This window comes from Pseudomonas sp. MWU12-2037 (assembly GCF_023242345.1).
Classification (GTDB): Bacteria; Pseudomonadota; Gammaproteobacteria; order Pseudomonadales; family Pseudomonadaceae; genus Aquipseudomonas; species Aquipseudomonas gingeri_D.
In genome coordinates this window covers 126,481-152,714 of record NZ_JALLIZ010000002.1, presented here as the reverse complement: position 1 = coordinate 152,714, position 26,234 = coordinate 126,481, and the positions used below count along the sequence as shown (strand labels likewise).

Annotated in this window: 29 protein-coding genes and 1 tRNA gene; 29 read left to right on the top strand and 1 reads right to left on the bottom strand. The window is 60.6% G+C overall.

Annotated elements, in window-relative coordinates:
- The first annotated feature begins 71 nt into the window (after positions 1-71).
- The 18 genes from aspS to M5B42_RS03785 all read left to right on the top strand — a co-directional run bounded on the left by aspS (position 72) and on the right by M5B42_RS03785 (position 14,318).
- On the top strand, positions 72-1,847 hold the full coding sequence (gene aspS, locus M5B42_RS03870; protein ID WP_103499438.1) for an aspartate--tRNA ligase: 1,776 nt from the start codon (positions 72-74) through the stop codon (positions 1,845-1,847).
- A gap of 126 nt (positions 1,848-1,973) precedes the next feature.
- Positions 1,974-2,720: a YebC/PmpR family DNA-binding transcriptional regulator gene (locus M5B42_RS03865; RefSeq protein ID WP_100938826.1), complete on the top strand. Its 747-nt coding sequence runs from the start codon at positions 1,974-1,976 to the stop codon at positions 2,718-2,720.
- Between the two features lie 16 nt (positions 2,721-2,736).
- Positions 2,737-3,261, top strand: coding sequence for a crossover junction endodeoxyribonuclease RuvC (gene ruvC, locus M5B42_RS03860; protein WP_152738165.1), 525 nt, complete (start codon positions 2,737-2,739; stop codon positions 3,259-3,261).
- Between the two features lie 114 nt (positions 3,262-3,375).
- A complete protein-coding gene (gene ruvA, locus M5B42_RS03855) occupies positions 3,376-3,990 on the top strand; it encodes a Holliday junction branch migration protein RuvA (RefSeq protein ID WP_100938828.1) in 615 nt (204 codons plus the stop codon).
- Positions 3,991-5,049 carry a Holliday junction branch migration DNA helicase RuvB gene (gene ruvB / locus M5B42_RS03850; RefSeq protein WP_100938829.1) on the top strand — a complete coding sequence of 353 codons (1,059 nt, stop codon included), beginning with the start codon at positions 3,991-3,993 and terminating at the stop codon, positions 5,047-5,049.
- 138 nt (positions 5,050-5,187) lie between these two features.
- Positions 5,188-5,655, top strand: a complete 468-nt coding sequence (ybgC, locus tag M5B42_RS03845; RefSeq protein ID WP_103499435.1) for a tol-pal system-associated acyl-CoA thioesterase — start codon at positions 5,188-5,190, stop codon at positions 5,653-5,655.
- A complete protein-coding gene (gene tolQ / locus M5B42_RS03840) occupies positions 5,645-6,340 on the top strand; it encodes a protein TolQ (RefSeq protein ID WP_100938831.1) in 696 nt (231 codons plus the stop codon). The genes ybgC and tolQ overlap by 11 nt, the downstream gene beginning before the upstream one ends.
- Before the next feature lie 14 nt (positions 6,341-6,354).
- Complete coding sequence (gene tolR, locus M5B42_RS03835; protein WP_103499434.1) at positions 6,355-6,807, top strand: protein TolR; 453 nt, start codon at positions 6,355-6,357, stop codon at positions 6,805-6,807.
- Positions 6,807-7,874 (top strand): cell envelope integrity protein TolA, encoded by a 1,068-nt coding sequence (gene tolA / locus M5B42_RS03830; RefSeq protein WP_248745076.1) that lies wholly within the window; start codon positions 6,807-6,809, stop codon positions 7,872-7,874. The genes tolR and tolA overlap by 1 nt, the downstream gene beginning before the upstream one ends.
- 17 nt (positions 7,875-7,891) lie before the next feature.
- Positions 7,892-9,172, top strand: a complete 1,281-nt coding sequence (gene tolB / locus M5B42_RS03825; protein WP_248745268.1) for a Tol-Pal system beta propeller repeat protein TolB — start codon at positions 7,892-7,894, stop codon at positions 9,170-9,172.
- Between the two features lie 53 nt (positions 9,173-9,225).
- On the top strand, positions 9,226-9,723 hold the full coding sequence (pal, locus tag M5B42_RS03820; protein ID WP_100938835.1) for a peptidoglycan-associated lipoprotein Pal: 498 nt from the start codon (positions 9,226-9,228) through the stop codon (positions 9,721-9,723).
- A 6-nt stretch (positions 9,724-9,729) separates the two neighbouring features.
- A complete protein-coding gene (ybgF, locus tag M5B42_RS03815) occupies positions 9,730-10,545 on the top strand; it encodes a tol-pal system protein YbgF (RefSeq protein WP_103499431.1) in 816 nt (271 codons plus the stop codon).
- Positions 10,546-10,709: 164 nt separating this feature from the next.
- Positions 10,710-11,357: a 7-carboxy-7-deazaguanine synthase QueE gene (gene queE / locus M5B42_RS03810; RefSeq protein WP_100938837.1), complete on the top strand. Its 648-nt coding sequence runs from the start codon at positions 10,710-10,712 to the stop codon at positions 11,355-11,357.
- 1 nt (position 11,358) lies between these two features.
- Positions 11,359-12,048, top strand: a complete 690-nt coding sequence (gene queC / locus M5B42_RS03805) for a 7-cyano-7-deazaguanine synthase QueC (RefSeq protein ID WP_248745075.1) — start codon at positions 11,359-11,361, stop codon at positions 12,046-12,048.
- A 63-nt stretch (positions 12,049-12,111) separates the two neighbouring features.
- Positions 12,112-12,187, top strand: a tRNA-Lys gene (locus M5B42_RS03800).
- 223 nt (positions 12,188-12,410) lie between these two features.
- The gene (locus M5B42_RS03795) at positions 12,411-13,154 is read left to right on the top strand and encodes an isochorismatase family protein (RefSeq protein WP_248745074.1); all 744 of its coding nucleotides are present in this window, start codon (positions 12,411-12,413) and stop codon (positions 13,152-13,154) included.
- A gap of 29 nt (positions 13,155-13,183) precedes the next feature.
- A complete protein-coding gene (locus tag M5B42_RS03790) occupies positions 13,184-14,086 on the top strand; it encodes a LysR family transcriptional regulator (protein WP_248745073.1) in 903 nt (300 codons plus the stop codon).
- Between the two features lie 43 nt (positions 14,087-14,129).
- Positions 14,130-14,318, top strand: coding sequence for a hypothetical protein (locus tag M5B42_RS03785; protein WP_248745072.1), 189 nt, complete (start codon positions 14,130-14,132; stop codon positions 14,316-14,318).
- A 28-nt stretch (positions 14,319-14,346) separates the two neighbouring features.
- On the opposite strand, the gene M5B42_RS03780 is transcribed toward M5B42_RS03785, so the two are convergent.
- Positions 14,347-14,505: a hypothetical protein gene (locus M5B42_RS03780; protein ID WP_248745071.1), complete on the bottom strand. Its 159-nt coding sequence runs from the start codon at positions 14,503-14,505 to the stop codon at positions 14,347-14,349.
- A 315-nt stretch (positions 14,506-14,820) separates the two neighbouring features.
- Between M5B42_RS03780 and M5B42_RS03775 the strand changes: the two genes are divergently transcribed.
- The 11 genes from M5B42_RS03775 (at position 14,821) to M5B42_RS03725 (ending at position 26,224) form a co-directional block, all read left to right on the top strand.
- On the top strand, positions 14,821-16,089 hold the full coding sequence (locus M5B42_RS03775) for an HD-GYP domain-containing protein (RefSeq protein WP_177099966.1): 1,269 nt from the start codon (positions 14,821-14,823) through the stop codon (positions 16,087-16,089).
- Positions 16,090-16,258: 169 nt separating this feature from the next.
- Positions 16,259-17,407, top strand: coding sequence for a methyl-accepting chemotaxis protein (locus M5B42_RS03770; protein ID WP_248745267.1), 1,149 nt, complete (start codon positions 16,259-16,261; stop codon positions 17,405-17,407).
- 12 nt (positions 17,408-17,419) lie between these two features.
- The gene (locus M5B42_RS03765; RefSeq protein WP_103498642.1) at positions 17,420-17,788 is read left to right on the top strand and encodes a response regulator; all 369 of its coding nucleotides are present in this window, start codon (positions 17,420-17,422) and stop codon (positions 17,786-17,788) included.
- 31 nt (positions 17,789-17,819) lie between these two features.
- A complete protein-coding gene (locus tag M5B42_RS03760) occupies positions 17,820-18,137 on the top strand; it encodes an STAS domain-containing protein (RefSeq protein WP_177099968.1) in 318 nt (105 codons plus the stop codon).
- 16 nt (positions 18,138-18,153) lie between these two features.
- On the top strand, positions 18,154-20,295 hold the full coding sequence (locus tag M5B42_RS03755; protein ID WP_248745266.1) for a chemotaxis protein CheA: 2,142 nt from the start codon (positions 18,154-18,156) through the stop codon (positions 20,293-20,295).
- A 23-nt stretch (positions 20,296-20,318) separates the two neighbouring features.
- Positions 20,319-22,718, top strand: a complete 2,400-nt coding sequence (locus tag M5B42_RS03750) for a methyl-accepting chemotaxis protein (protein ID WP_248745070.1) — start codon at positions 20,319-20,321, stop codon at positions 22,716-22,718.
- Positions 22,719-22,721: 3 nt separating this feature from the next.
- The gene (locus tag M5B42_RS03745) at positions 22,722-23,231 is read left to right on the top strand and encodes a chemotaxis protein CheW (protein ID WP_152738183.1); all 510 of its coding nucleotides are present in this window, start codon (positions 22,722-22,724) and stop codon (positions 23,229-23,231) included.
- A 90-nt stretch (positions 23,232-23,321) separates the two neighbouring features.
- Positions 23,322-23,849, top strand: coding sequence for a chemotaxis protein CheW (locus tag M5B42_RS03740; protein ID WP_103498647.1), 528 nt, complete (start codon positions 23,322-23,324; stop codon positions 23,847-23,849).
- Positions 23,846-24,649 carry a protein-glutamate O-methyltransferase gene (locus tag M5B42_RS03735; protein ID WP_177099976.1) on the top strand — a complete coding sequence of 268 codons (804 nt, stop codon included), beginning with the start codon at positions 23,846-23,848 and terminating at the stop codon, positions 24,647-24,649. The genes M5B42_RS03740 and M5B42_RS03735 overlap by 4 nt, the downstream gene beginning before the upstream one ends.
- Positions 24,588-25,163 (top strand): chemotaxis protein CheD, encoded by a 576-nt coding sequence (locus M5B42_RS03730; RefSeq protein WP_349292763.1) that lies wholly within the window; start codon positions 24,588-24,590, stop codon positions 25,161-25,163. The genes M5B42_RS03735 and M5B42_RS03730 overlap by 62 nt, the downstream gene beginning before the upstream one ends.
- Positions 25,160-26,224 carry a chemotaxis response regulator protein-glutamate methylesterase gene (locus M5B42_RS03725; protein WP_248745069.1) on the top strand — a complete coding sequence of 355 codons (1,065 nt, stop codon included), beginning with the start codon at positions 25,160-25,162 and terminating at the stop codon, positions 26,222-26,224. The genes M5B42_RS03730 and M5B42_RS03725 overlap by 4 nt, the downstream gene beginning before the upstream one ends.
- Positions 26,225-26,234 lie beyond the last annotated feature (10 nt).

Sequence of the window (26,234 nt, the reverse complement as noted above, 5' to 3'; positions counted from 1 at the left end):
GAGCGGGCGCTTGTCGCGTTGCCAAGACAAGACCTCCACCGAAATCGAATGACTAGAAGCGAACCACGACCATGATGCGCAGCCATTATTGCGGCCAACTGAACGAGAGCCTGGAAGGCCAGGAAGTCACCCTTTGCGGATGGGTCCACCGTCGTCGCGACCATGGCGGGGTGATTTTCCTCGATATCCGTGACCGCGAAGGTCTGGCCCAGGTGGTCTTCGACCCGGATCGCGCCGACACTTTCGCCGCCGCCGATCGCGTGCGCAGCGAGTACGTGGTCAAGATCACCGGCAAGGTCCGCCTGCGTCCGGCCGGTGCCGGCAACGCCAACATGGCGTCCGGTGCCATCGAAGTGCTGGGTTACGAGCTGGAAGTGCTGAACGAAGCGGAAACCCCGCCGTTCCCGCTCAACGAATACTCCGACGTCGGCGAAGAAACCCGCCTGCGTTATCGTTTTATCGACCTGCGTCGTCCGGAAATGCTCGACAAGCTGCGTCTGCGTTCGCGCATGACCACCAGCATCCGTCGTTACCTGGACGAAAACGGCTTCCTCGACGTCGAGACGCCGATCCTGACCCGTGCGACTCCCGAAGGCGCTCGTGACTACCTGGTGCCGAGCCGCACCCACGCCGGCAGCTTCTTCGCCCTGCCGCAATCGCCGCAGCTGTTCAAGCAACTGCTGATGGTGGCCGGCTTCGACCGTTACTACCAGATCGCCAAGTGCTTCCGCGACGAAGACCTGCGGGCCGACCGCCAGCCGGAATTCACCCAGATCGACATCGAGACCAGCTTCCTCGATGAAAAAGACATCATGGGCCTGACCGAAGGCATGATCCGCAACCTGTTCAAGGAAGTGCTGGGTCTGGAGTTCGGTGAGTTCCCGCACATGACCTGGGACGAGGCCATGCGCCGTTACGGCTCCGACAAGCCGGACCTGCGTATCCCGCTGGAACTGGTGGACGTTGCCGACCAGCTCAAGGACGTTGAGTTCAAGGTGTTCAGCGGCCCGGCCAACGACCCGAAATGCCGTGTGGCCGCCTTGCGCGTCCCGGGCGCGGCGAGCATGCCGCGCAGCAAGATCGACGAGTACACCAAGTTCGTCGGCATCTACGGTGCCAAGGGCCTGGCGTACATCAAGGTCAACGAACGCGCCAAGGGTGTTGAAGGCCTGCAGTCGCCGATCGTCAAGAACATTCCCGAGGCCAACCTCAACGTGATCCTCGATCGCGTCGGTGCGGTCGACGGCGACATCGTCTTCTTCGGTGCCGACAAGTCCAAGATCGTCAGCGAAGCCCTGGGCGCGCTGCGGATCAAGGTCGGTCATGACCTCGAACTGCTCACCTGCGAGTGGGCACCGATGTGGGTCGTCGACTTCCCGATGTTCGAAGAGAACGAAGACGGCAGCTTCACCGCCTTGCACCACCCGTTCACCGCGCCGAAGTGCTCGCCGGAAGAACTGGCGGCCAACCCGGCCACCGCTTTGTCCCGCGCCTACGACATGGTTCTGAACGGCACCGAGCTGGGTGGCGGTTCGATCCGTATCCATCGCAAGGAAATGCAACAGGCGGTGTTCCGTCTGCTGGGTATCAGCGAAGCGGAACAGGAAGAGAAGTTCGGCTTCCTGCTCGACGCGCTGAAATACGGTGCTCCGCCCCACGGTGGCCTGGCCTTCGGCCTTGACCGCCTGGTGATGCTGATGACCGGCGCCCAGTCGATTCGCGAAGTGATCGCGTTCCCGAAAACCCAGAGCGCGGCCTGTGTCATGACCCAGGCGCCAGGGCTGGTGGACGCCAAGGCACTGCGCGAGCTGCATATCCGCCTGCGCGAAGCCCCCAAGGCAGAGTAAGACGGACCCGAGGGCGCATCCACTGGATGCGCCTTTTTTCAAGGTCGAGACTTTTTATTGCCGGCCGCTGCCACCGGGCAGGGCGGGCAACGTTTCAAAGAGCACAAAGAGAATTCGGAGCGAGTTATGGCAGGTCATTCCAAGTGGGCGAACATCAAGCACCGCAAAGAACGTCAGGATGCCAAGAAGGGCAAGATCTTCACCAAGTGGATTCGTGAGCTGACCGTTGCCGCTCGTCAGGGCGGTGGTGATCCAGGCTCCAACCCACGCCTGCGTCTGGCGCTGGACAAGGCCCTCGGCGCAAACATGAGCCGCGATATCATCGATCGCGCGGTGGCCCGCGGTGCCGGTGCGGCCGACACCGACGATATGGTCGAACTCAGCTACGAAGGCTACGGCCCCGGTGGCGTGGCGGTGATGGTTGAATGCATGACCGACAACCGCAACCGTACCGCGGCAGCCGTGCGTCACGCGTTCAGCAAGTGTGGCGGCAACCTGGGGACCGACGGCTCCGTGGCCTATCTGTTCGAGCGCAAGGGGCAACTGTCCTTCGCCCCGGGCATCGATGAAGACGCGCTGATGGAAGCGGCGATGGAAGCCGACGCCGATGACGTGGTTACCCACGAGGACGGTTCGATGGACGTGTTCACCTCGTTTGCCGGCTTCTATACGGTGCGTAACGCCCTGGATGCGGCAGGATTCAAGGCGGCGGATGCGGAAATCGTCATGTTGCCGACCACCAGCGCCGAACTCGATCTGGAGGGCGCGGAAAAGGTCCTCAAGCTGATCGATATGCTCGAGGACCTGGACGACGTGCAGAACGTCTACTCCAATGCCGATATTCCCGAATCGGTAGCCGAGCAGCTCGGCTGACCCAAACGCAGGCGTTATGACTTTAATTCTTGGTATCGACCCCGGTTCGCGCATCACCGGTTATGGTGTGGTGCGCGATACCGGCCGCGGCTGCGTTTACGTCGCCTCGGGCTGCATCCGCACCGGCAGTGGCGAACTGCATGAGCGTTTGCAGATCGTCTACCGCAGCGTGCGCGAAGTGATCCAGACCTACGGGCCGGTGACCATGGGCATCGAAAAGGTGTTCATGGCAAAAAACGCCGACTCGGCGCTCAAGCTTGGCCAGGCGCGGGGCGCGGCCATCGTCGCCGGCGCCGAGGAAAACCTCGAGATCGCCGAGTACACCGCGACCCAGGTCAAGCAGGCCGTGGCCGGTACCGGCGGCGCCAACAAGGAACAGGTGATGATGATGGTCATGCACCTGCTCAAGCTCACCACCAAACCGCAAGTCGACGCCTCCGATGCCCTGGCGATTGCCCTGTGCCATGCACATACCCGCTCCAGTCTCTTGCCCCATGGCCTGGGTGCGGCACGTTCCCGTGGTGGTCGCCTGCGTCTCTGATAGCATCATCGCCTCAAACAATTTTGCTTGCCGATAGCGCCACGCCGGATAACGTAGTGCGCTATCGTTCCGAGTCGTCAGCCACTGGTCTGGCCAGAAATAAGGATCTGATACGTGATTGGACGTTTGCGCGGCACCCTGGCTGAAAAACAGCCGCCGCACCTCATCCTTGATGTGAATGGCCTCGGCTACGAGCTGGAGGTGCCGATGACCACGCTTTACCGCCTGCCGTCGGTCGGCGAGCCGCTGACCCTACACACCCATTTGGTGGTGCGCGAGGATGCCCAGTTACTCTATGGCTTCATCGGCAGGCGCGAGCGCGACTTTTTTCGCGAGTTGATCCGCCTCAACGGTGTCGGGCCGAAGCTGGCCCTGGCGTTGATGTCGAGCCTGGAGGTCGATGAACTGGTGCGCTGCGTGCAGGCCCAGGACACCTCGGCGCTGGTGCGGGTGCCCGGCGTTGGCAAGAAGACCGCCGAGCGCCTGCTGGTGGAGCTCAAGGACCGCTTCAAGGCCTGGGAAACCGTGCCGAGCATGTTTGCCCTGGTGCCCAACCAGCCGGACGGTGCCCCGGCGCAGCCGGTGGCCAGTGCTGAAAGCGATGCGGTCAGTGCGCTGATTTCCCTGGGCTACAAGCCCCAGGAAGCGAGCAAGGCGGTGTCGGCCATCAAAGACAAAGGCCTGAGCAGCGAAGACATGATTCGTCGCGCCCTGAAGGGAATGATCTAAGTGATTGAAGCCGACCGTTTGATTACCGCCTCCGGCGGGCGTGACCGCGAGGAAGTCCAGGATCGCGCCATTCGGCCGTTGAGCCTGGCCGAGTACATCGGCCAGCCGACGGTCAAGGAGCAGATGGAGCTGTTTATCCAGGCGGCACGCGGGCGTGGCGAGTCCCTTGACCACACCCTGATCTTCGGCCCGCCGGGCCTGGGCAAGACCACCCTGGCCAATATCATCGCCCAGGAAATGGGCGTGTCGATCAAGAGCACCTCGGGGCCGGTGCTGGAGCGCGCCGGCGACCTGGCGGCGCTGCTGACCAATCTCGAGCCCCACGATGTGCTGTTTATCGATGAAATTCACCGCCTGTCGCCCGTTGTCGAAGAAGTCCTGTACCCGGCGATGGAAGACTTCCAGCTCGATATCATGATCGGCGAAGGGCCGGCGGCGCGTTCGATCAAGCTTGATCTGCCACCCTTCACCCTGGTCGGCGCCACCACCCGCGCGGGCATGTTGACCAACCCGTTACGCGACCGCTTCGGTATCGTCCAGCGTCTTGAGTTCTATAGCACCGCGGACCTGGCGACCATCGTCACTCGTTCGGCGGGGATTCTCGGCTTGCCGCTGGACCCGGAAGGCGCGTTCGAGATCGCTCGACGGGCCCGGGGCACGCCGCGGATTGCCAACCGCCTGTTGCGCCGGGTGCGGGATTTCGCCGAGGTGCGGGCCAAGGGCCATATCACCAAGGCCGTGGCGGACCTGGCGTTGAACTTGCTGGATGTCGATGAACACGGTTTCGATCACCAGGACCGGCGCCTGCTGCTGACCATGATCGAGAAGTTCGACGGCGGTCCGGTCGGCGTGGACAGCCTGGCGGCGGCGATCAGCGAGGAGCGGCACACCATCGAAGATGTGCTCGAACCCTACCTGATCCAGCAGGGCTACATCATGCGCACCCCCCGTGGACGGGTGGTGACCCGGCATGCCTATCTGCACTTCGGATTGAATATTCCGTCGCGCTTGGGTGAAATGCCCGTGGTAGACGAGTTTCTGGATGCGTTGGACGAGTAAAAGCGGAATCGGGGCTGATTTATTCGCGGTTTGCGTTGTCCGAAGGGCACGTGTCACGAATCTTCATGCAAAAAATCGTCGAAGGATGAAAAACAGTTGCCTGGCCGGATTGGCAACCTGAGGAGTAAGCACTAGAGTATGCGCGCGCAAAACGGGGTTCAGTCGTTCGCACATCGCTGTCGCGTTTATTACGAGGACACCGATGCCGGCGGCATCGTGTATTACGTCAATTACCTTAAGTTCATGGAGCGGGCTCGAACCGAGCGGCTACGGGCATTGGGCTTTGCCCAATCGTCGCTGGCAGGGGAGAACCTGTTGTTCGTCGTGCATTCCAGCGAAGCGCGTTACCACGCGCCGGCGCGGTTGGACGACGAACTGCTGATCAGCGCCGAGGTGATTGAGCTGAACCGTGCGAGCCTGCGCTTCAAGCAGCAGGTCAGGCGGGCTGATGATGAAACGCTGCTCTGTGAAGGGCGGTTCCTGGTGGCCTGTGTGCGCGCCGATAGTTTAAAACCCCGGGCCATTCCAGAAGCCTTGCGTTCGGCCTTTGCCGACACAAGCGGCGCGGGTACTCACTTAGAGCAGGAGATAAAGCGTGGAAGCTAACGTCGTCGACCATTCCTCCATGTGGAGCTTGGTCAGCAATGCCAGCATCGTGGTGCAATTGGTCATGCTGATCCTGTTGGCCGCCTCGGTCACCTCATGGGTCATGATTTTTCAGCGCAGCAACCTGCTGCGCGCCGGCCGCCGCGCCCTGGAGAGCTTCGAGGAGCGCTTCTGGTCGGGTATCGACCTGTCCAAGCTCTACCGTCAGGCCGGCAGCAACCCGGACCCGGACTCGGGTGTGGAGCAGATCTTCCGTGCCGGTTTCAAGGAGTTCTCCCGTTTGCGCCAGCAACCGGGCGTCGATCCGGAAGCGGTCATGGAAGGCGTGTCCCGTGCCATGCGCGTGGCCATCTCCCGTGAAGAAGAAAAACTCGAGCAGAGCCTGCCGTTCCTCGCCACCGTCGGTTCCGTCAGCCCGTACATCGGCCTGTTCGGTACCGTCTGGGGGATCATGAACTCCTTCCGTGGCCTGGCTACCGCCCAGCAGGCAACCCTGGCCACCGTGGCCCCGGGCATTTCCGAAGCACTGGTGGCTACCGCCATCGGCCTGTTCGCGGCGATTCCGGCGGTTATCGCCTACAACCGCTTCGCGGCCCGTGGCGAGACCCTGATCAGCCGTTACTACACCTTCGCCGATGAGTTCCAGGCGATCCTGCACCGTAAAGTGCACACCAGCGAAGAGTGAGCAGGTAAATCCCCATGGCCCGAGTTCGCCACAAACGCAAGCCGGTCGCCGAGATGAACGTGGTGCCCTACATCGACGTGATGTTGGTGCTGCTGGTTATCTTCATGGTGACCGCGCCGATGCTCAATCAGGGCGTGAAGGTTGATCTGCCCAAGGTTTCCAGCGAAGCCTTGCCGCAGGACAACAACACCCAGGTCCTGACCATTTCGATCAAGGCTGACAAGACCTACTACTGGAACCTTGGCAGCGAAGTCGATACCGAAAAACAGCAGGACAGGGCCATGACCCTGCCGCAGATGACCGACGCGGTGACCAAGATCATCCGTGCCGGCACCGAAGGCGGCAAGCGTACCCAGGTGTTCATTCGCGGTGACAAGACCGTCGACTATGGCTCCGTCATGGGTGCCATGGGCGGTCTGCAGAAGGCCGGCGTCGGTAATGTTGGCTTGATTACCGAGGCCCCCTGATGCACCAACAGCGAGAGCCGTCCGCTTCGGAAAGCTACTTCTGGCCCTGGGTCTGGGCGATCGGCCTGCATATCCTGATCTTTGGCATGCTGTTCGTCAGCTTTGCCATGACGCCGGATCTGCCGGAAGCCAAGCCGATTGTCCAGGCGACCCTGTATCAGCTGAAATCGAAAAGTCAGGCGACCACCCAGACCAATCAGAAGATTGCGGGTGAGGCGAAGAAATCCGCTGCGCGTCAGACCGAAGTCGAACAGATGGAACAGAAGAAGGTCGAGCAGGAAGCGATAAAGGCTGCGGAACAAAAGAAAGAGGAAGCGGCTCAAAAGGCCGACGACGCGAAAAAGGCCGACGAAGCCAAGAAAGCCGCGGATGAGGCGAAAAAGGCCGATGAGGCCAAGAAAGCCGACGACGCGAAAAAGGCTGCCGAAGCGAAAAAGGAACTGGCTGATATAGCCAAGAAGAAAGCCGACGACGAAGCCAAGAAGGCCGCTGAAGAAGAGGCCAAGCAGGCCGCTGAAGACGCGAAGAAGAAAATCGTCGAAGACGCCAAGAAGAAAGCCGCCGAAGACGCGAAGAAGAAATCCGAAGCTGACGAGGCGAAGAAGAAAATCGCCGAAGACGCGAAGAAGAAAGCCGCTGCCGATGCCGCGAAGAAGAAGTCGCAGGATGCGGCGCGTAAATCCGCCGAAGATAAAAAGGCCCAGGCCCTGGCAGATCTGCTTTCCGACACGCCGCAACGCCAACAGGCCCTGGCTGATGAGCAGGGTGATGAAACGGCGGGCAGCTTTGACGATCTGATTCGTTCGCGGGCAGCGGAAGGTTGGGCACGTCCTCCTTCTGCGCGCAAAGGTATGACGGTGGTGCTGCAAATCGGCATGTTGCCGGACGGTACGGTGACCACGGTCTCGGTAGCCAAGTCCAGTGGCGACGGCCCGTTTGACGCCTCGGCGGTAGCTGCGGTCAAGAATATTGGTCGTTTGACGGAAATGCAGGGAATGAAACCGAGCGACTTTGCGCCCTATCGTTCCTTCAAGATGACATTCACACCTGAGGATCTAGCCTTGTGAGAAACCTTCTTCGAACAATGCTTGTCGTGATCTGCTGCCTGGCAGGGATGGCGATGGCGGATGAAAAGAACATTCTGGTCACCAGCGGTAGCGATCGGGCCACGCCCATCGCGGTCGTTCCCTTCGGCTGGCAGGGCGGTAGCGTCCTGCCGGACGACATGGCCCAGATCATCGGCGACGACCTGCGTAACTCCGGTTACTACTCGCCGATTCCGAAACAGAACATGATCAGCCTGCCGACCCAGGCCAGCGAAGTCATCTACCGTGACTGGAAGGCCCTGGGCGCCCAGTACATCATGGTCGGCAGCATTGTTCCGGCCGGCGGTCGCCTGCAGGTGCAGTACGCGCTGTTCAACGTCTCCACCGAGCAGCAAGTGCTGACCGGCAGTGTGTCGGGCACGGTCGATCAGTTGCGCGACATGTCGCACTACATCTCCGACCAGTCGTTCGAAAAGCTCACCGGTATCAAGGGTGCGTTCTCCACGCGCATGCTTTATGTCACGGCTGAGCGTTTCTCGGTGAACAACACCCGTTACACCCTGCAACGCTCGGACTATGACGGTGCCCGCGCGGTGACCCTGCTGCAATCGCGCGAGCCGATCCTGTCGCCGCGTTTCGCACCGGATGGCAAGCGCATCGCCTATGTGTCGTTCGAACAGAAGCGTCCGCGCATCTTCGTCCAGCACATCGATACCGGTCGCCGTGAGCAGATCACCAACTTCGAAGGCCTCAACGGTGCGCCGGCCTGGTCGCCGGACGGTAACCGCCTGGCGTTCGTGCTGTCCAAGGACGGCAACCCGGACATCTACGTGATGAACATGGCCACGCGCCAGATGAGTCGCGTCACCAGCGGCCCGGGCATCAACACCGAACCGTTCTGGGGCAAGGATGGCTCGACCATCTACTTCACCTCCGATCGTGGCGGCAAGCCACAGATCTACAAAACCAACGTCAATGGCGGTGGTGCGGAGCGCGTGACCTTCATCGGCAACTACAACGCCAACCCGAAATTGTCGGCGGATGAAAAGACCCTGGTGATGATTCACCGCCAGGACGGCTTCACCAATTTCCGAGTCGCGGCTCAGGATTTGCAACGTGGGACAGTAAAAATACTGACAGACACCAACCTTGATGAGTCAGCCACTGTCGCGCCCAACGGCACCATGGTAATCTACGCCACCGCCCAGCAGGGCCGGGGAGTCTTGATGCTCGTGTCCATTAATGGACGCGTAAGGCTCCCGCTTCCTACCGCTCAAGGCGAAGTCAGAGAACCTTCCTGGTCCCCTTACCTGAACTGACGCGGCGCTTTACGATTTTGCTTAACACACTGGGGTTCATTAGGAGTTTTACGATGGAAATGCTGAAGTTTGGTAAATTTGCTGCGCTGGCTCTGGCCATGGCTGTAGCTGTAGGTTGCTCGTCCAAAGGCGGCGACAATGCCGGTCAAGGCGCTGTAGACCCAAACGCTGGTTACGGCGCTAACACTGGTGCAGTCGACGGCTCCCTGAGCGAAGAAGCTGCTCTGCGCGCTATCACCACTTTCTACTTCGAATACGACAGCTCGGACCTGAAGCCAGAAGCCATGCGCTCCCTGGACGTTCACGCCAAGGACCTGAAAGCTAGCGGCGCTAAAGTCGTTCTGGAAGGTAACACCGACGAACGTGGTACTCGCGAGTACAACATGGCACTGGGCGAGCGTCGTGCGAAAGCCGTTCAACGCTACCTGGTACTGCAAGGTGTTGCTCCAGGTCAGCTGGAACTGGTTTCCTACGGTAAAGAGCGTCCAGTAGCTACTGGCCATGACGAGCAGTCCTGGGCTCAAAACCGTCGCGTCGAACTGCGTAAGTAATTCGTCATGCGAACGTGCCGTCGTGCTGTAACTGTTCTGGCTCTCAGCCTGATGCCGCTTGCGGCGTGGGCTGCGGTTCCTGTGGTCGATGACAACTCCGGTAACGGTGGGAGTTATCCGCCTGCGGGTTACGGTACGAACGGCGCCTATGCCGGGGGAGGGGTTTCGGCCCCTGTCTCGGCACAGGGCGAGCTGTTCAACCAATTGCAACGCATGCAGGAGCAACTCGCGCAGCAACAAGGCGTGATCGAGGTTCTGCAAAACGATATTGCGCGCATGAAGCAGGAAAACCTGGAGCGATACCAGGATCTTGATCGGCGCATAGGCAGTGGCGGCGCTCCGGCGGCTGCGGCTCCTGATAATTCTTCAACCGGTGGCAATGTCAATGCCGCCGCCGGTGCTGCACCCGCTGCCCAGGCCCCCGCGGCCAGCAGCGAGCCGGGTGATCCGGCCAAGGAAAAACTCTACTACGATGCAGCCTTCGACCTGATCAAGGCCAAGGACTTCGACAAGGCCAGCCAGGCGTTCAGCGCCTTCCTGCGCAAGTACCCCAATAGCCAGTACGCCGGTAACGCGCAATACTGGTTGGGCGAGGTGAATCTGGCCAAGGGCGATCTGCAAGGTGCCGGCCAGGCGTTTGCCAAGGTCAGCCAGCTGTATCCCAAGCACGCCAAGGTGCCGGATTCGCTGTACAAGCTGGCGGATGTCGAGCGTCGCCTGGGTCATACCGACAAGGTCAAGGGCATTCTGCAGCAGGTGGTTTCCCAATATCCCGGGACTTCCGCCGCGCAGTTGGCACAGCGCGATCTGCAGCGCATGTGACGGCCGACGGCCTGCTTGAAGAAACCCGCGCTTGTCGCGGGTTTTTTCGTTAGAATTCACGCCCTTTTTTATGAAACACGCTGTCCTGGACTGTGCGATTGCAGGTTCATGGCGGTGCCTGACTGAGGCGGACGGCCTGTTTAGCTGTTACGCCCGTGGCGACTATGCAAGACACATTGAGAATCACCGAAGTTTTTTACTCGTTGCAGGGTGAAACGCGGACGGCTGGGCTGCCCACCGTTTTTGTGCGCCTGACTGGTTGCCCGTTGCGCTGCCAGTACTGCGACAGTGCCTACGCCTTCAGCGGCGGCACACTCATGACCCTGGACAGCCTGCTGACCCAGGTGGCCGATTACCGTCCGCGTTATGTCTGCGTGACCGGTGGCGAACCGCTGGCCCAGCCCAATGCCATTCCCTTGCTCAAGCAGCTCTGTGACGCTGGTTACAGCGTGTCCCTGGAAACCAGTGGGGCGCTGGATATCTCGGCGGTGGACACCCGGGTCAGTCGCGTGCTCGATCTGAAGACGCCGGGCTCGAAGGAATCGCACCGCAATCGCTACGAGAATATCGAGCTGCTGACCCCCAACGACCAGGTCAAGTTTGTGATCTGCTCGCGGGAGGACTATGACTGGGCGGTGTCCAAACTGATTCAGTACGGTCTGGAAAAACGTGCCGGCGAAGTGCTGTTCTCGCCGAGCCACCACGATCTGCCGGCCCGTGAGCTGGCCGACTGGATCGTCGCGGACAACCTGCCGGTACGCCTGCAGATGCAGTTGCACAAATACCTATGGAATGACGAGCCGGGGCGCTGATATGACCACCCAAGCAAGCACTGACAAGAAAGCGGTAATCCTTCTCTCCGGCGGTCTGGACTCGGCCACCGTGGTGGCCATGGCGCGTGCCGAGGGCTATAGCTGCTACACCCTGAGCTTCGACTACGGCCAGCGGCACCGTGCCGAGCTGCAGGCGGCCGAGCGGGTGGCGCGTGACCTCGGGGTCATCGAGCACAAGGTTATCGGCCTGAACCTCAACGGCATCGGCGGTTCGGCCCTGACCGACAGCAGCATCGACGTGCCCGAGGCGCCGAGCGAAGGCATTCCGGTGACCTACGTGCCGGCACGCAACACGGTGTTCCTGTCGCTCGCCCTGGGGTGGGCCGAGGTGCTCGGAGCCCGTGACATCTTTATCGGCGTCAACGCCGTGGACTATTCCGGTTACCCGGATTGCCGTCCCGAGTTCGTCGAGGCTTTCGAAACCCTGGCCAACCTGGCGACCAAAGCCGGTGTCGAGGGCAATGGTTTCCGCATCCAGGCACCGCTGCAGAACCTCAGCAAGGGCGATATCGTCCAGGCCGGAATCAAGCTCGGGGTCGACTATTCGCTGACCGTATCCTGCTATCAAGCGGATGCTAACGGCTTTGCATGTGGGAAATGTGACAGCTGCCGGCTACGTGCTGAAGGCTTCGCAGCGGCCGGAATCAGTGATCCGACACGTTATTTTTGATTTTTTTCATTTAAGGTGTTGAATTACCGTTAGAAATCAGTATTATACGCGCCACCACACAGCGGGTCGTTAGCTCAGTTGGTAGAGCAGTTGGCTTTTAACCAATTGGTCGTAGGTTCGAATCCCACACGACCCACCATATTTGTTGTAGAAGAAAATCCGGAAAGCCCACGAAAGTGAGGATTTCCGGATTTTTTTTTTTTTGCATGCGAGAAAAACAAACGCAGTGTCGAGCGTGCGGGTTACTTGATTTTATTTGTGTGGATGGCAAACAGATATTGTTCTGATTGGTGCGTTGTTGCTACAGGGGCTACTCCTTAAGCTGAGTCCCAGTTAGCCAATCTCCAAAAAGGAACTTCATCATGAGCAATGCTTCTTTGTTTCAAGCCTCTGAGACCGAACGTTCGTTTTCCAACGTGCTCAAGTCTGCAATCGTCGGTTTGGGCTTGATGTTAGGGACCGTCCAGTTCGCCTGCGCTGCTGAAGCGCCGACCAATCAACACCCAACCATCCGCGCCATGTTCGGTGCCGAGCCGAGCGACCGCCTGGACCCGAAAACCACCGCCCTGGTGGTGATCGACTTCCAGAACGAATACTTCAGCGGCCGTATGCCGATCCCGGATGGCATGAAGGCCCTGGAAAACACCAAGCGCCTGATCGCCTTCGCCGATAAGGAGCACATCCCGGTGATCCATGTGCAGCACATTGCGCCTGCTGGTGCGGCGGTGTTCGGCATTGACGGCAAGACTGTCGACTTCCATCCGCAGATGAAGCCGCGTCCACAGGACAAGGTTGTTCAGAAGACCACCGTCAGCGTGTTCGCCAGCACCGACCTGGATGCCCAACTGAAGAAGGCCGGGGTCAAGACCCTGATCATCAGCGGCCTGATGACCCACGCTTGTGTCGCCGGTGCGGGCCGTGACGCCGTGCCGTTGGGTTACAGCGTTGTGGTAGCATCCGACGCCACCGCCACCCGTGCCATCGCCCGCGCCAATGGCCACTCGGTGAGCAAGGACGAGCTGCACAACTCGGCGCTGGCCGAGATCGAAGACACCTTCGGTTCGGTGCTGACCACTTCGCAAATCGTTGCCTTGCCGGTCAAGTGATCAACCCCTGACTTCGGAACGCCTGCTTCATGAACCAGTTATCCGCCATGCGCGCCTTTCGTTGCATTGTCGAGGCCAAGGGCTTCTCTGCCGCCGCAGAACGTCTGGACACCACCCACTCGACGATTTCACGACAGTTGCAGCAACTGGAGACTGAACTGGGCGTTCAGTTGATCAACCGCAACACCCGGCGCTTCAGCCTGACCGGGGCAGGGGAGCAGTACTACGCGGCCTGTGTCGATATTCTCGACCGGGTCGACGCAGCTTCCCAGGCCATGGCCCAGGGGCATCAACGGCCGGAAGGCCTGTTGCGGGTCAGTGTGCCTCTGGTGGTTGGTACATTGGATCTGCCGCACTGGCTGCCGGGGTTCCAGAAGCGTTACCCCGATATCGAGTTGGAACTGTGCTGCGATGACCAGTTCGTCGACCTGGTGGCCGAAGGCTTTGATGTCGCCATACGAATTGCCAGCGGTCTGGCCGACACCACTTTGATCGCCCGCACCCTGACGGTTTCCAAACAGGTGCTGGTGGCTTCTCCGGCTTATATCCGCATCCACGGTTTACCGCGTACGGCCCAGGAGCTCGACAAGCATCGCTTGCTGACGTTTATCGGGGCTTCTTCGGATTGGGAGCTGAGTTCCGCTCGCGGCACTTCGGTCAAGGTCACGCCAAACGGTCAGTTCCGCAGCAACACCATCAGTGCCTTGCATGCCGCGACGCTGGCCGGTGCCGGCATTGCCTGTTTCACCCAGGCCACCGTGCGCAGCGATCTTGCTCTGGGGCGGTTGGTCTCGATCCTCCCGAACTACTCGTTGGGTGAGCGGCATTACTACGCGATTTATCCACAAGCCCGCTACTTGGCGCCCAAGGTGAGGGCGTTTGTGGATTTCATAACTGATTATTACCAAATGGGAAACAACGCTTCTACTTGATGTAGTGTGGAGCATCTGCAAGGCATATTCCTGAAGGTGCAACATGGATCAAGATTTCGCGTTTCAGAGCAGTCCTGGTCTGGCTGTGCACTTACCCAAGGCTGGCGCTCTGGCTGATGACGTAATCGGTAACGCCAGCAGCATCGATGTTCTAGCGGTGCCTGATGCTGAAGATATTGCGTTTGAACCGCAGCGTATGGTCATCCATCAGCGACCTGCTGATCTTTCCTGATGTTTGTTGCTCCATGCTCGGCACGCTGTCAGCCGTTGACGTTAGTCAGGTGCCTATCCAATACCGAATCCATCCACAGCTGTGCCATCTCGATCAGATGCACCACGCCCATCGCCACCTTGCGGTTTGAACCACTCATCAGGCCCTCGGTATCTTTGGTCAGGCCATGTACTTCGACCCGCGACATGAATTGCTGGTAGTGGTCCTCGGCGCATGGCCCAGCGCCTCGGACAAGGAGCGTTTCGCGGAACGCCAGGCGTTCTTTGATGCGGTCGGCAAAGCCGTCTCTTTGGCGTCGCCAGCTAGGGATTTTCCTACCCTGTCCCCGTTATCCCTACCCTGAAATAGGGATGCTCCGATGGCGGGGCCTCCCGCATATCGACGATATTTTTTCATGCCAGTCAGGTTCTCCGTCATGTTCCACAGCGTGCCGGCTTGTTAGGCGAGGGGCGCACCGGAGCACTCGACGAGGGCTTGTCGCTACCTGAAAAGGGGCTTGATCGTGCTGAAAAAAATCGTCGTGGCCGATTTGGGCGTCGGCATGTATATCCAGGAGCTATGCGGTCCCTGGCTCGATCACCCGTTCTGGAAAAAAAGCTTTCTGCTTGAGGATGAGCAGACCCTGGAGAAGGTCCGGGATTCGTCCATTGCCTGCGTCTGGATTGACCTTTCCAAGGGAGCCGATACGCCAGTGGTGGGGCCGCATGAGCCTTTTTCCCCGGATGTGGCCGTCGCTACTGTTGTGCCTATCGCGCCGGCCCTCCCGTGCACGCCCAAGCCTGAGCGCGCGCGGGTGGCGATGAGCGACGAACTGGTGCGGGCCGCCAACGTCTGTTCCAGGTCCAAGGCCGCGGTCATCGAGATGTTTGGCGATCTGCGCATGGGCCGGGTCATCCAGATGGATCATGTGGCCGACATGGTGCGGGATATCTCCGACTCATTGATGCGCCATCCGGATGCCCTGATCAATCTGGCCCGACTCAAGAACGCCGATGAATACACCTATATGCATTCTGTGGCGGTCTGTGGATTGATGATCGGCCTGGCCCGCCAGCTGGGTCTGCCGCCGCTGCTGGTACAGGATGCCGGGCTCGCCGGCCTGCTGCACGACATCGGCAAGATGACCATACCAGAGGCGATCCTCAACAAACCGTCGGAGTTGACTGACGGCGAGTTCGAGACGATCCGTTCGCACCCGGAGGCCGGGGTGCAGTTGCTGGACAGCAATCATTTCAGCTTGCGTGTGCAGGATGTCTGCCTGCACCACCACGAGAAGGTCGACGGTAGCGGTTATCCCCACAAGCTGCGGGGTACCCAGATCAGCCTGTTCGCACGCATGGCCGCGGTCTGCGATGTCTACGACGCCATTACCTCGGATCGTCCCTATCGTCGCCATTGGGGCCCCGCCGAGTCGATCCACAGAATGGCTGGATGGGATGGGCACTTCGACCAGATGGTGTTCCATGCTTTTGTCAAATGTGTCGGGATCTATCCGGTGGGGGCGTTGGTGCGCCTGCGTAGCGAGCGTCTGGCGGTGGTCATGGAACAGAACGCCGATTCGTTGCTCATTCCCAAGGTGAAGGTTTTCTATTCGGTATCGCGCGGTATGCCCGTGACCCTCGAGGTTGTGGATCTGGCGAGCGGGCAGGACGCGATCATCGGCCTGGAGCTGGAGAAAAACTGGAACTTCAAAAATCTCGAGGCGCTTTGGACAGAGGGTGCTTGTAGGGATTGTCCTAGCTGCCGTCCTGCAAATCCTAGCTGTAAATAGGGATGCTCCGATAGGTGCGGTGATGTTACCGGGCCATTATTTCTCCAGGCAGCCAGAACCCTCGGTACACCACTTTCAGCAGATGTCCGAGCGGCCTTCCGGTTTTTCTGAGCGATCCTGATCTGGAGAGACGAAGGTGAAAGGACAGACACTGGTTTCCCCCGTGAATATGACACTGCTGCCGGCGGTCTTGAGTGGCGCCCTGGGTTGCCTGGCGATCCTGCTCAGCATCGGTCTGAACGGTCTGGCCCTGGGCAGCAGTGCCGCAGTACTGGTGGGGTCCTTGCTGATCGGCACCCTGGCGCTGCGCACCTTGAGCTCCGTGCAACGGCGCGAGGAACAGGCGTTCGAATCCTTGAACAGGCCTTTGCCAGTGTCGCCGGATGAGGGCTTGGCCGAGGTCTGTACCCAGGTTCTGCCGATCTGGTGCCGCCAGATCGACGCGGCCCGCAGCCTCAGCGAAGAGTCGATTCTCAAACTCAGCAATCGTTTCGCCATGCTGTCCGGTGATATCAGTGCTTCGGTTTCCAAGGGCGCCGGGCAGAGTTCCGGGACCAGGTTGGTGGAGATCCTTGAGGTCGGTCAGCGTGACCTGGACGCGATCATGGTCGAGTTGCGCGGCGCTCTCCTGCGCAAGGAGTCGGAACTCAAGGAGGTCCTGCTGCTGTCCGAGTTCACCTCACAGTTGCAGGAAATGGCCAAGTTTGTCGGTGATATCGCCCGGCAGACCAATCTGCTGGCGCTTAACGCGGCGATCGAAGCGGCCCGTGCCGGTGACGCTGGCCGCGGTTTTGCGGTGGTGGCGGACGAAGTGCGCAAGCTGTCGAGCCTGTCCGGTGATACCGGTCTGAAAATCAGCGAGACAGTGAGCACGGTCAATGCGGCGATCGCTCGTACGGTCGAACTGTCCCGGCATCAGGCGCAGCAGGATTCGCAGACCCTGGCCCATTCGGAACAACTGGTGTCCCAGGTGATCGAGCATTTTCGGCACAACGCCCAGGCCATCGTCGACACCAGCAGCGGCCTGCAGCAGCAGAGTGAAAATGTCGCGAGCGAGATCGCCGGGGTGCTGGTCGCCCTGCAGTTTCAGGATCGGGTCAGCCAGATGCTGAGCCTGGTCAACAACGACCTCGGCAAGCTGCGTGACCAGGTCAGCGAACGTCAACAACTCAGCGAGGCCGGTGCCACGCCGCCACCTATTGCCGCCCATGCCTGGCTCGAACAACTGGCCAGCACCTACACCATGCCCGAGCAACACGCGATTCATCACGGCAAACCCTTGGCCGGCAGTGCTTCATCCGACATCACCTTTTTCTAGGGAGTACCCCCCATGAGCAAAACCATTTTGATCGTCGATGACTCTGCCTCCATTCGCCAGGTGGTCAGCATCACCCTGAAAGGCGCTGGTTACGAAGTGATCGAGGGCTGCGATGGCAGAGATGCCCTGAGCAAGCTCGACGGTCGCAAGATTCATCTGATCGTCAGCGACCTGAATATGCCGAACATGGACGGCCTCAGCTTCATCAAGGCCGCCAAGCAACTGCCGGCCTACAAGTTCACACCGGTGATCATGCTTACCACCGAAGCGGCCGAGTCGATGAAACAGCAGGGCCAGGCCATCGGCGCGAAGGCCTGGATGGTCAAGCCCTTCCAGCCGGCCCAGATGCTCAGTGCCGTGTCCAAATTGATCATGTCGTAGCCGTCCAGGGCCCCCTGGAAAGGAGATTGTCATGCCACACACCGTGCCTTGCCTGCGTCGGATCCTGGTCCTTGAGGGACCGCTGACCATCTACACCGCGACCGAGCGCCGGGACCTGCTGCTGGAGTTGTTTCCCCTTGCCGAAGAGGTGGAAATGGACCTGGGCAGTGTCGACGAACTGGACACCGCCGGGCTGCAATTGCTGGTGCTGGCCAAGCAGGAGTCGATCCGCCAGGGCCGCACCCTGATCCTGAGCAATCACAGCGCAGCGGTACTCCAGGCCTTCGATTTGAGCGGATTGCATCGCTATTTCGATGAGGCGGGTACAACTGCCGCCCAGAGGGGCTGACGTCATGAGCGCGCCGATGAACCTGGACGATGTGCTGCAGACCTTTATTGCCGAAAGCCAGGAGCTGCTGTTGCTGATGGAGGACGCACTGCTGCGGATCGAGCAGGTCCCCGATGACGTCGACACGATTAACGCGCTGTTTCGCGTGGCCCACACCATCAAGGGGTCCGCCGGTCTGTTCGGCCTGACCCCTATCGTCGCCTTCACCCATGTGGCGGAAAGCGTGCTGGACCGGGTGCGCGGTAATGAACTGCGGGTGGACGAGGCACTCAGTGCGTTGTTCCTGCAGGTTCGTGACCATCTGGGCGAACTGATCGAGCTGCTGGCCCGCCATGGCGATCTGCAAGGTATGACCGCCGATCACGAACGGCAGGGCAGTGCCCTGGTGGCGCTGCTCAATGGTTATCTGGAGCCGTCTCTTGAGTCGGAACAAGGGGCGGCCATGGTCATACCCGCGAGCGATTCGACGGGAGGCTTGCGTCATTGGCACTTGTCGCTGCGTTTCGGCGGCGATGTGCTGCGCAATGGCATGGATCCCTTGTCCTTTCTGCGCTACCTCAAGAGCTTCGGGCAGATCACCCAGGTTGTCTGCATGACCGACGGCCTGCCGGAGGTGGCGGCGATGGACCCTGAGAGTTGCTACCTGGGTTTCGAACTGGGGTTTGTCAGTGAAGCCGATCAGGCGACCATCGAAAGCGCTTTCGAGTTCGTTCGCGAAGACAGCCAGATCTGCGTGCTGCCGCCGGAGCGCCAACCGGCGGATTTCCAGGCGCTGATCGAGCGTCTGGGCAGCGATCCGCAGGCTTTGCTGGAGGTGTTCATCGCTTGTGGTTCGCTGACCCGCGAAGACTGGCAGGCGGCGACTCAGGTGCCGTCCGCGACGTTCATGGCAGCCCCCGAGGTCGTGCCTGACCAGCCTCTGCCTCAAGGCGACGGTCTGTCCAGAAGCAAGCCGACCAGGGAGGCACGCTCGGTCGAGGGCAACCTGATTCGCGTCGATGCCGGCAAGCTGGACCAGTTGATCAACCTGGTGGGCGAACTGATCATCGCCGGTGCCGGTGCCAATCTGGTGGCGGCGCGCACGGGCATCGGCGAGATGATCGAGGCCGCCAGTTCACTCTCGCGCCTTGTCGAGGAAGTGCGCGACAGCGCCCTGACCCTGCGCATGGTGCAGATCGGCGCCACCTTCAACCGCTTCCAGCGGGTGGTTCGTGATGTCTCCAAGGAGCTGGGTAAAGACATCGTCCTTGAGGTCAATGGTGCGGAAACCGAACTGGACAAGACCGTGGTCGAGCGCATTGGCGACCCCTTGACCCACCTGGTGCGCAACGCCATGGATCACGGCATCGAAGCCGTGCAACTGCGCCGTGACCGGGGCAAGCCTGCCCAGGGCAGCGTTCGACTCAACGCCTATCACGAGGCCAGCAGCATCGTCATTGAAGTCTGCGACGACGGTGGCGGCCTGAACAAGCAACGGATCCTGAACAAGGCCCGGGAGCGGGGGCTGCTGGCCGAAGGGCAGGTGCTGGCGGACAAGGACATTCTCAATCTGATTTTCGAGCCCGGCTTCTCCACCGCCGAACAGGTCAGCAGCCTGTCCGGGCGGGGCGTGGGCATGGACGTGGTGAAGCGCAACATCACGGCGCTGCGGGGCAGCGTCAACCTGGAAAGCGAGGAGGGTGTCGGCACCACGGTGCGTATTCGCCTGCCGCTAACCCTGGCGATCATCGATGGCTTTCTCATCGGGGTTGGCAAGGCCTCTTATGTGGTGCCCCTGGACATGGTCGAGGAGTGCATCGAGCTCAACGCCGATGATTGCAACAATCAAGACTATCTGGACCTCCGGGGCTCGGTGTTGCCGGTCTTGCGTCTGCGGGACATGTTTGCCATCGACGAGCCGAACCCGGGCCGTGAAAACATCGTGGTGGTGCATTACGCCGGCGTTCGGGTAGGGCTGGTGGTTGATCAGTTGCTGGGAGAGTTCCAGACCGTGATCAAGCCGCTGGGCAAATTGTTCGGCACGGCCCATGGATTGGGAGGTTTCACGATCCTGGGGAGCGGCGCGGTGGCGCTGATCCTGGATATTCCCAACCTGCTCGGGCAGGTCGCCAGCCAGCAGAAACACGGCGCGACCCTCTGCCCTGAACTGACTCAATAGTCTTTCCCTTGGAGTACAGCCTCATGACCGTCAAAAAGAATATCTCGCTGTTGGTCGCCTCCGCCCTGCTGGGTATCCTGATCCTGGGCGGGGTCAGTCTCTATCTGATGGGCGGGGTCAGAACCATGGCCAGCTATGCCCAGGTCAATACGGTGCCGAGCATTGTCCTGTTGGACCAGGTGGCCGAGACCCTGGCCGATAGCCATGTTCATCAGTGGCAGAACCTTTCCACGCCGCTCGACAGCCGCTTGTCGTGGGTCGACAAGACCCAGGCGTCGGTGACCCAGGCGCTGGATCGTTATCAGAAGGAGTTGATCTCCGATGATCACGACGCAGCGTTGCTCAATAGCCTTCGAGCCCGCCTTGATGAGTACAACCGTGGCCTGGAGCGTTTTGATAGCTTGCTCAAAAATGGCGATCAAGCCGCCGCGCGCGGTCTGCTGCTCGACAGCCAGGCGGCACAAGACAAAGTTACCGCGGCCTTGAGCGATATGCGCCAGTACAACCTGGAACTGGGCAGCAAAGCGGCGTTGGCCGCGACCGGGACCGAGCAGACCGCGTTCTACATCGTTTGCCTGGTGGGTGGCGTGACCTTGTTGATCACTATCCTGTTGGGCTTTTTCCTGGCGCGTAACCTGTTGCGCTCCCTGGGCGGTGAGCCGGATGAAGTCCGGGCTCTGAGTGAACGCCTGGTCGCCGGTCAGTTGGAAGCCTTGGCCAGCGGTGGTGCCGTGAAGTCGGGCCTGCTGGGTTCCATGCAGCAACTGGGCGGTACCCTGAACCAACTGATCACAGAAATGAACCACATGTCCGCCGAGCACGATAAAGGCGATATCGAGGTGCATATCGAGGCTGGCCGCTTCGCCGGAAGCTACGGGCAGATGGCCCAAGGGATCAATGCGATGGTCAATGGCCATATCAGCGTGAAGAAACAGGCCATGGCCTGCATCAAGTCGATCAGCGAGGGCGACCTGGGGGCGCCGTTGCAGGCCTTCCCTGGGAAGAAAGCCTTTATCAACGTCACCATCGAACATCTGCGCAGCACGATCATGACCTTGATCGAAGAGATGAACCGGATGTCGGACCAGCACGAGAAAGGTGACATCGATGTACAGATCGATGCGCAGAAATTCCAGGGTTCATACCGTCAGATCGCCCAGGGCATCAACGACATGGTCAACGGCCATATCAGCGTGAAGAAACAAGCCATGGCCTGTATCCGTGCGTTCGGTGAAGGCGATCTGTCGGCTCCCCTGGCTCGTTTCCCCGGCAAGAAATCCTTCATCAATGACAACATCGAACAGCTGCGCAGCAATATCCAGGCGCTGGTCGAAGACACCCGCCGGCTGAGCGAGGATGCCGTGGTCGGCAAGCTCGACACCCGCGCCGACAGCACGCGTCATCAAGGTGATTTCCGCCGCATCGTCGAGGGGATCAACAGCACACTGGACTCGATTGTCGCCCCCCTCAGCGAGGCGATGGAAGTCATGGCGGCGTTGTCCAGCGGCGACCTGACCCGCAGCGTCAAGGGACACTATCAGGGCAGCCTGCAAGATTTGAAAAACTCGGTCAACGAAACGGTGGGCAAGCTCTCGCAGATCATCGGTGAAGTACGCAGTTCCGCCGACTCGCTGTCCAGTGCTTCGGAAGAGATTTCCGCCACCGCGCAAAGCATCAGCCAGTCGGCGTCGATGCAGGCCGCGTCGGTCGAGGAAACCTCGGCGTCGCTGGAGCAGATGTCGGCATCGATTGCCCAGAACACCGAGAACGCCAAGGTCACCGACGGCATGGCGGGCAAGGCCACCAAGGAGGCCAGCGAAGGGGGGCAGGCGGTGAAAGACACTGTTTCGGCGATGAAAACCATTGCCGAGAAGATCGGTATCGTCGACTCGATTGCCTATCAGACCAACTTGCTGGCGCTCAACGCGGCGATCGAAGCGGCCCGTGCCGGTGAGCATGGCAAGGGCTTTGCGGTGGTGGCAGCGGAAGTCCGCAAGCTGGCGGAACGAAGCCAGATCGCGGCCCAGGAGATCGGCCAGGTGGCAAAAAACAGCGTCGCCCTGGCGGAGCGTGCAGGCAGCCTGTTGGATGAGATCGTGCCTTCGATCACCAAGACCTCCGACCTGGTCCAGGAAATTGCCGCCGCGTCCGAAGAGCAATCCATCGGCTCCGAACAGATCAACGGGGCGATGTCGCAGATGAGCCAGATTACCCAGCAGAATGCCTCGGCCTCCGAGGAACTGGCCGCCACGGCGGAGGAAATGAGTAGCCAGGCCGAGCAGTTGCAGGAACTGATGGGCTTTTTCACCCTGCAGGGCGGGGCGGCGGTCGCCCCCGCGCTGCGTGTGGCCCCTTCCAGCCAGCGGGGCATGCAAGACCGCGAGCATGCCCATGAGGGCGGCTTCATTCGCTTCGGGAGTTAAGTCATGAACACAGCCGCCAGCATCCTCGAACCGGAGGCGCAGAACCCGGGAGAGAGCGAGCCCTCACAGTTCCTGACGTTCACCTCGGCCAGGGAGGCCTACGCCATCGATACCTTGTGCGTGCGCGAGATCATCGAGTACGGCCAGGTCACCCAGGTACCGATGATGCCGGACTTTATCCGCGGGGTGATCAACCTGCGGGGTGCGGTGGTACCGGTGATTGATCTGCAGGCACGTTTCAGCAGAGGCATCACGCGACCGGGCAGCCGTACCTGCATCGTGATCCTTGAGGTGTTGCAGGACGGCGACTCGCAGGTGCTGGGTATTGTCGTCGACTCGGTCAGCGAGGTGATCGAGATCGACCTGGCCGACATCAAACCGGCCCCGGTGATCGGCAATCGGATCCGTGGGGATTTCATCCGCGGCATGGTCCGGGTCCGGGGGGAGTTCCTGACCTTGCTGCAGGTCGACCAGGTGCTCTGCGTCAGTGAGATCGCCGGTCAACTGCACTGAACGCTGTCGATCCGGCGCCGGGCAAGCGGGTGCCGCTGTCCAATCTTGATAAGGGACCGGCCGTTCAAGGGCGGTCCCCGGGAGTGAGCCATGTCTGAATCCATTTCGCCTTTGCGGCAACCACAGGACGCCGTGCCAACCCAGTACCTGACGTTCAGCTTGGGTCAGGAGATGTTTGCCGTTGGCACCTTGAGTGTCCGGGAGATCGTCGAATACGGCCCGATTACTGCGCTGCCACTGGCACCGCCGAGCATTCGCGGAGTCACCAACCTGCGTGGCGCGGCGATTCCGGTGCTGGACCTGGGGCTGCGTTTCGGCGGCAGCCTGACGCAGCAGAGTGCCCGCACCTGCATCGTCATGTTGGAAACCCGCGGGGCGGACGGTTCCGGTCTGGTGGGCATCATTGTCGACGCGGTCAGCGAGGTGCTGGAGATCGCCCGGGATCAGATCGAGCCCGCGCCAGCCCTTAATGGGCGCCTGAGCCCGGCCTTCATACTGGGTATTGGCAAGCTCAATGGCGGCTTCGTCCTGTTGCTGGACATCGAGCAGATTCTTGGCGCGGACGACTGGTCGGCTTTGCAGTCCCAGAGTGCCCTGACACAAGGACTGGCCTCATGAATGTGATTCTTTCAGACAATGAGTTCCAACAATTTCGCACGATGATCCGCGAGATTGCTGGTATCAGCATGTCCGACGCGAAGAAGCAGTTGATCAGCGGTCGCCTGGCCAAGCGCCTGCAGTATTTCAAGCTGACCAACTATGGCAGTTATTATCGCCTGCTGACCAAAGACAAGGTCGAACTGCAGATGGCCGTGGATCTGTTGACCACCAACGAAACCTATTTTTTCCGTGAGCCCAGGCACTTCGAATTCCTCAAGGACGTCATTCTCCCCGAATTGCGGGGCCATGCCCCGGTGCGGATCTGGAGTGGTGCCTGCTCCACTGGCGAGGAGCCTTACACCCTGGCCATGGTCCTGGCCGACAGCCTGGGTTCGCGGCCGTGGGCGATTCTCGCCTCGGATATCAGCACGCGTGTGCTCGACAAGGCCCGCACCGGGCGTTATCCGCTGGATGCCACCAAGGGCATCCCCGAAGCGCTGCTGAACAAGTATTGCCTCAAGGGCGTCGGCAGTAATTCCGGCATTTTCATGGTGGATCCGGCGTTGGCGTCGCGTATCGATTTCACCGCGCTCAACCTGAACACCTCGCTGCCCGCAGTGGGGCAATTCGACGTGATTTTCCTGCGCAACGTGATGATCTATTTCGACAACCAGACCAAGTCCCAGGTGGTGCAGCGTCTGCTCAAGCACCTCAAGCCTGGTGGTTACTTCGTCATTAGCCATTCGGAGAGCCTGAATGGAATTACCGATGATGTGCAGTTGGTCAAACCATCGATCTACCGCAAGCCCGCGGCCTGATGCACCCGAGGTGGTGGAGCACTTCCTGCAGCCCGGTGAAGTGGTGTTCGGCGGCCGGCAGTTGCGGCTGCGTACCTTGTTGGGCTCCTGCGTGGCCCTGGTGCTGTGGCATCCGCAACGCTTGCTGGGGGGGATGTGTCATTACATGTTGCCTTTGCGACGCGGGCGGGATGCCGGTGACTTGAACGGGCGTTACGCGGCCGATGCGCTGGCGCTGCTGTTGACCTTCATTCGTCAAGCCGAGGCGCGGCCCGAAGAGTTCGTCATCAGCGTCTTTGGTGGTGGCGACATGTTTCCCAGTGTCCGACGCCACGACGGTGTCGGCATCGGCGAGCTGAATGTGAATGCCGCCCGGCGGTTGATCAAGGCTCATGGCCTGCGCTGCGAGGTGTATCACGTGGGTGGCCAGGGCTATCGCAGCCTGGTGTTCGATGTGGCCAACGGTCGCCTGCAACTCAACCATACGGACTCGGCCCCAGGCCAGGTCGGGCCCCCGAGGAGTCGTGCAAGATGACGGATATCAAGGTATTGATTGTCGACGACTCGGCGGTGGTGCGTCAGGTATTGAGCGCGACCCTGGGCCAGGCCAGCGGGATCGAAGTCATCGGTGTTGCCGCTGATCCGCTGTTCGCCATGGAGAAGATGAGCAGGCAGTGGCCGGATGTGATCGTGCTGGATGTGGAGATGCCGCGCATGGACGGCATCACGTTCCTGAAAAAGCTGATGGCCGAACGTCCGACACCGGTGGTGATCTGTTCGACCCTGACCGAGAAGGGCGCCAAGACCACCTTGCAGGCCCTGGCGGCGGGAGCGGTGAGTACTGTCACCAAGCCCCAGTCCAACCTGCGTCAGTTCCTGAACGACAGCACCGATGAGCTGATACATGCGGTCAAGGCCGCGGCCAAGGCCAATCTGAAGCGGGTCCTGGCTCCTGAGGTTCTGCCCAGACTCACTGCCGACGCGATCCTGCCGGCGGGTAGCACAGCCATGGCACGTACGACCGAGAACATTGTCGCCCTGGGCACTTCCACTGGCGGTACCCAGGCCCTGGAGCAGGTGCTCCGAGTGTTGCCCCGGGTCTGCCCGGGCATTGTCATTGTCCAGCACATGCCGGAAAAATTTACCGCGGCCTTTGCCGAACGTCTCAACCAGGTCTGCGAGATCGAAGTCCGCGAGGCCCGCCACGGCGACCGGGTGATGCCGGGACGTGCATTGATCGCCCCAGGGGGCAGCCATATGCTGGTCAAGCGCAACGGCGCGCAGTATCAGGTGGATATCGTCGACGGCCCTCCCGTCAGCCGGCACCGACCCTCGGTCGATGTGCTGTTCCGTTCGGTCGCTCGGGGCGCGGGCAGCAATGCCCTGGGAATCATCATGACCGGTATGGGCGATGATGGCGCCCGGGGTTTGAAGGAAATGCGCGATGCCGGCGCCAGGACCCTCGGGCAGGATGAACCGTCGTGCGTGGTTTATGGGATGCCGCGGGAGGCGCTCAAGCTGGGGGCGGTCGAGCGGGAGTTGCCGCTGGAGCAGATCGCCGGGGCGATCCTCGGCATCTGCGGGCACGTTCGCTGAGGGCCGCGGG

Coding starts and splice junctions, on each gene's coding strand:
- aspS (WP_103499438.1), top strand. CDS start 72: ATGATGCGCAGCCATTATTGCGGCCAACTGAACGAGAGCCTGGAAGGC.
- M5B42_RS03865 (WP_100938826.1), top strand. CDS start 1,974: ATGGCAGGTCATTCCAAGTGGGCGAACATCAAGCACCGCAAAGAACGT.
- ruvC (WP_152738165.1), top strand. CDS start 2,737: ATGACTTTAATTCTTGGTATCGACCCCGGTTCGCGCATCACCGGTTAT.
- ybgC (WP_103499435.1), top strand. CDS start 5,188: ATGCGCGCGCAAAACGGGGTTCAGTCGTTCGCACATCGCTGTCGCGTT.
- tolR (WP_103499434.1), top strand. CDS start 6,355: ATGGCCCGAGTTCGCCACAAACGCAAGCCGGTCGCCGAGATGAACGTG.
- tolA (WP_248745076.1), top strand. CDS start 6,807: ATGCACCAACAGCGAGAGCCGTCCGCTTCGGAAAGCTACTTCTGGCCC.
- tolB (WP_248745268.1), top strand. CDS start 7,892: ATGCTTGTCGTGATCTGCTGCCTGGCAGGGATGGCGATGGCGGATGAA.
- pal (WP_100938835.1), top strand. CDS start 9,226: ATGGAAATGCTGAAGTTTGGTAAATTTGCTGCGCTGGCTCTGGCCATG.
- ybgF (WP_103499431.1), top strand. CDS start 9,730: ATGCGAACGTGCCGTCGTGCTGTAACTGTTCTGGCTCTCAGCCTGATG.
- queE (WP_100938837.1), top strand. CDS start 10,710: ATGCAAGACACATTGAGAATCACCGAAGTTTTTTACTCGTTGCAGGGT.
- queC (WP_248745075.1), top strand. CDS start 11,359: ATGACCACCCAAGCAAGCACTGACAAGAAAGCGGTAATCCTTCTCTCC.
- M5B42_RS03795 (WP_248745074.1), top strand. CDS start 12,411: ATGAGCAATGCTTCTTTGTTTCAAGCCTCTGAGACCGAACGTTCGTTT.
- M5B42_RS03790 (WP_248745073.1), top strand. CDS start 13,184: ATGAACCAGTTATCCGCCATGCGCGCCTTTCGTTGCATTGTCGAGGCC.
- M5B42_RS03785 (WP_248745072.1), top strand. CDS start 14,130: ATGGATCAAGATTTCGCGTTTCAGAGCAGTCCTGGTCTGGCTGTGCAC.
- M5B42_RS03780 (WP_248745071.1), bottom strand. CDS start 14,505: ATGTCGCGGGTCGAAGTACATGGCCTGACCAAAGATACCGAGGGCCTG.
- M5B42_RS03770 (WP_248745267.1), top strand. CDS start 16,259: ATGACACTGCTGCCGGCGGTCTTGAGTGGCGCCCTGGGTTGCCTGGCG.
- M5B42_RS03765 (WP_103498642.1), top strand. CDS start 17,420: ATGAGCAAAACCATTTTGATCGTCGATGACTCTGCCTCCATTCGCCAG.
- M5B42_RS03760 (WP_177099968.1), top strand. CDS start 17,820: ATGCCACACACCGTGCCTTGCCTGCGTCGGATCCTGGTCCTTGAGGGA.
- M5B42_RS03755 (WP_248745266.1), top strand. CDS start 18,154: ATGAACCTGGACGATGTGCTGCAGACCTTTATTGCCGAAAGCCAGGAG.
- M5B42_RS03750 (WP_248745070.1), top strand. CDS start 20,319: ATGACCGTCAAAAAGAATATCTCGCTGTTGGTCGCCTCCGCCCTGCTG.
- M5B42_RS03745 (WP_152738183.1), top strand. CDS start 22,722: ATGAACACAGCCGCCAGCATCCTCGAACCGGAGGCGCAGAACCCGGGA.
- M5B42_RS03740 (WP_103498647.1), top strand. CDS start 23,322: ATGTCTGAATCCATTTCGCCTTTGCGGCAACCACAGGACGCCGTGCCA.
- M5B42_RS03735 (WP_177099976.1), top strand. CDS start 23,846: ATGAATGTGATTCTTTCAGACAATGAGTTCCAACAATTTCGCACGATG.
- M5B42_RS03730 (WP_349292763.1), top strand. CDS start 24,588: ATGGAATTACCGATGATGTGCAGTTGGTCAAACCATCGATCTACCGCA.
- M5B42_RS03725 (WP_248745069.1), top strand. CDS start 25,160: ATGACGGATATCAAGGTATTGATTGTCGACGACTCGGCGGTGGTGCGT.